The sequence below is a fragment of the Flavobacterium aurantiibacter genome, assembly GCF_002251775.1.
In the GTDB taxonomy this organism is placed as follows: domain Bacteria; phylum Bacteroidota; class Bacteroidia; order Flavobacteriales; family Flavobacteriaceae; genus Flavobacterium; species Flavobacterium aurantiibacter.
The window spans coordinates 1-3,022 of record NZ_NOXX01000051.1 but is presented as its reverse complement, the minus strand read 5'-3'; the positions used below and the strand labels follow the sequence as shown (position 1 = coordinate 3,022).

General features: G+C 42.1%; 4 protein-coding genes, 2 tRNA genes and 1 pseudogene. All 7 read left to right on the top strand.

From position 1 onward, the window contains the following. Window positions 1-122 precede the first annotated feature (122 nt). Window positions 123-194, top strand: a tRNA-Thr gene (locus tag CHX27_RS00575). A gap of 48 nt (window positions 195-242) precedes the next feature. Then, window positions 243-1,436: an elongation factor Tu gene (gene tuf / locus CHX27_RS00570; protein WP_094484845.1), complete on the top strand. Its 1,194-nt coding sequence runs from the start codon at window positions 243-245 to the stop codon at window positions 1,434-1,436. A 57-nt stretch (window positions 1,437-1,493) separates the two neighbouring features. Next, window positions 1,494-1,564, top strand: a tRNA-Trp gene (locus tag CHX27_RS00565). Window positions 1,565-1,582: 18 nt separating this feature from the next. Continuing rightward, the gene (gene secE / locus CHX27_RS00560; RefSeq protein ID WP_094484844.1) at window positions 1,583-1,777 is read left to right on the top strand and encodes a preprotein translocase subunit SecE; all 195 of its coding nucleotides are present in this window, start codon (window positions 1,583-1,585) and stop codon (window positions 1,775-1,777) included. Between the two features lie 10 nt (window positions 1,778-1,787). Continuing rightward, entirely contained in the window at window positions 1,788-2,342 is a 555-nt protein-coding gene (gene nusG, locus CHX27_RS00555) for a transcription termination/antitermination protein NusG (RefSeq protein ID WP_094484843.1), read from the top strand. Window positions 2,343-2,413: 71 nt separating this feature from the next. Further along, complete coding sequence (rplK, locus tag CHX27_RS00550; RefSeq protein WP_094484842.1) at window positions 2,414-2,854, top strand: 50S ribosomal protein L11; 441 nt, start codon at window positions 2,414-2,416, stop codon at window positions 2,852-2,854. Window positions 2,855-2,862: 8 nt separating this feature from the next. Further along, window positions 2,863-3,022: pseudogene (locus CHX27_RS00545) on the top strand (50S ribosomal protein L1); the annotation flags it as partial.

The window sequence follows — 3,022 nt, the reverse complement described above, 5'->3', positions numbered from 1 at the left end:
CAAAAGTTTGAGCACCGGTTCGCCGGTACAGGATTGCAAACGAAAGAATGCAATCGAGCAGTTAAAAGCTGCGGCGGTTTACTACCTAAATCGTCAATAACATAAATAACTAAATTTACCTTGCCGGTGTAGCTCAGGGGTAGAGTGCTTCCTTGGTAAGGAAGAGGTCACGGGTTCAAATCCCGTCATTGGCTCAATTGATTTTTGAACACTAATTTAAACTAAGATTAAAACTAAGTAAAATGGCAAAAGAGAATTTTAATCGCTCCAAACCGCACTTAAACATCGGTACTATTGGTCACGTTGACCACGGTAAAACTACTTTGACAGCTGCAATCACTAAAGTATTAGCTGAGGCAGGTTTCTCTAAAACAGCTGCGAAATCTTTCGACCAGATCGATAACGCTCCTGAAGAGAAAGAAAGAGGTATTACTATCAACACGTCTCACGTAGAGTACGAAACTGCTAACCGTCACTACGCACACGTTGACTGTCCGGGTCACGCGGATTACGTAAAGAATATGGTTACTGGTGCTGCTCAGATGGACGGAGCTATCCTTGTAGTAGCTGCAACAGACGGACCAATGCCACAAACACGTGAGCACATCCTTCTTGGACGTCAGGTAGGTATTCCACGTATCGTTGTATTCATGAACAAAGTGGATATGGTTGACGATGCTGAGCTTTTAGAGCTTGTTGAAATGGAAATCCGTGACTTGTTGTCTTTCTACGAGTATGATGGAGATAACGGACCAGTTATCCAAGGCTCTGCTCTTGGTGGATTGAACGGAGATGCAAACTGGGTTCCTAAAATCCTCGAATTGATGGAAGCTGTTGACAACTGGATCGAAGAGCCAGTACGTGACAACGCTAAGCCTTTCTTGATGCCAGTAGAAGACGTATTTACGATTACTGGTCGTGGTACTGTTGCTACAGGTCGTATCGAAACAGGTGTTGCTAACACAGGTGATGCAGTAGAAATCATCGGTATGGGTGCAGATAAACTTACTTCAACAATCACTGGAGTTGAGATGTTCCGCAAAATCCTTGACAGAGGTGAAGCTGGTGACAACGTAGGTCTTTTGTTGAGAGGTATTGATAAGAAAGATATCCGTCGTGGTATGGTTATCATCAAGCCAGGATCAGTAAAACCTCACTCAAAATTCAAAGCTGAGGTGTATATCTTGAAAAAAGAAGAAGGTGGTCGTCACACACCATTCCACAATAACTACCGTCCACAGTTCTACGTACGTACAACTGACGTAACTGGAGTTATTTCACTTCCTGCTGGAGTAGAGATGGTAATGCCAGGTGATAACTTGACAATTGAGGTTGCTTTGTTGAGCCCAATCGCAATGAACGTAGGTCTACGTTTCGCTATCCGCGAAGGTGGTCGTACAGTAGGTGCAGGTCAGGTTACTGAAATCATCGAGTAATTACTGTAAATAAATAAACAGAACCAGCAGTGTCTTGCGATGCTGCTGGTTTTTAATACGGGCGTAGTTCAAGGGTAGAATAGCGGTCTCCAAAACCGTTGATGGGGGTTCGAATCCCTCCGCCCGTGCAATAATACATCAAGAATATGTCAAAAGTAACCAACTATATATCAGAAGCTTTCGAAGAGCTCAGAACAAATGTTACCTGGCCAGAGTGGGCTGACGTGCAAAAATATACAGTAGTTGTTGCTGTTTTTTCTGTAGTGTTTGCTTTAGCGACCGCTGGTGTAGACAAGCTTTTTGAAGAAGGTCTAGCAGCAATTTTTACGGTGTTAAAATAACAGAACAACCATGACAGAGACCAATGTGAAGAAATGGTACGTTGTTCGAGCTATCAGCGGACAAGAGAATAAAGTCAAAAACTATATCGAAACGGAAATTAACCGTTTGGGTATGGCCGACTATATCTCTCAAGTACTTGTTCCTACCGAAAAAGTAGTGCAAGTGCGCGAAGGAAAGAAAATCACCAAAGAACGTGTATACTTTCCAGGTTACGTGATGATCGAAGCTAACCTAGCAGGCGAAATCCCGCACATCATCAAAAGTATTACTGGAGTGATTGGGTTTTTAGGTGAGGTTAAAAACGGCGATCCTGTGCCGCTTCGTTTAAGCGAAGTAAATCGTATGCTTGGTAAAGTAGATGAATTATCTGTAAAGGCAGATAGCTCACACGCAATTCCTTTTACTGTTGGCGAAACGATTAAGGTTATCGATGGTCCTTTTAATGGTTTCAATGGAACCGTTGAAAAAATAAACGAAGAGAAGCGTAAACTCGAAGTAATGGTGAAGATTTTCGGAAGAAAAACACCACTAGAGTTGAGCTTCATGCAAGTTGAAAAAGTATAATTTTTTGTTACAAACAATAAATCCGTTCGGCATATAGCTTCCAATTAGGTGTCGGACATAATTTTTAAACAATGGCTAAAGAGATTAGTAAAGTAGTTAAACTACAAGTTAAGGGAGGTGCTGCGAACCCGTCGCCACCGGTCGGACCTGCTTTAGGTGCTGCTGGAGTTAATATCATGGAGTTCTGTAAGCAATTTAATGCGAGAACTCAGGATAAAGCCGGCAAAATTTGCCCAGTGCAAATTACTGTGTACAAAGACAAGTCATTCGACTTTGTCGTTAAAACACCACCTGCTGCCATTCAATTAATGGAGGCTGCTAAGCTTAAATCCGGATCTGGTGAACCAAATCGTAAGAAAGTTGCTAGCGTAAGCTGGGACGTAATCAGAACAATTGCAGACGACAAAATGGTCGACTTAAACGCGTTCACAATTGAATCTGCAATGAGCATGATCGCTGGTACTGCCAGATCAATGGGAATAACTGTAACTGGGGAATCACCTCTTAAATAACAGAAGCAATGGCAAAATTAACGAAGAAACAAAAAGAAGCTGCTGCAAAGATTGAAAAGAACAGACTTTACAATCTTAAGGATGCATCTGCTTTAATTAAGCAAGTTGCTTCAGCGAAATTCGACGAGTCTGTTGATATCGCTGTTAAGTTAGGTGTAGATCTGCGTA

Excerpts from the sequence above, each read along its gene's own strand:
- secE (WP_094484844.1), top strand. The coding sequence starts at position 1,583 with ATGTCAAAAGTAACCAACTATATATCAGAAGCTTTCGAAGAGCTCAGA.
- nusG (WP_094484843.1), top strand. The coding sequence starts at position 1,788 with ATGACAGAGACCAATGTGAAGAAATGGTACGTTGTTCGAGCTATCAGC.
- rplK (WP_094484842.1), top strand. The coding sequence starts at position 2,414 with ATGGCTAAAGAGATTAGTAAAGTAGTTAAACTACAAGTTAAGGGAGGT.
- tuf (WP_094484845.1), top strand. The coding sequence starts at position 243 with ATGGCAAAAGAGAATTTTAATCGCTCCAAACCGCACTTAAACATCGGT.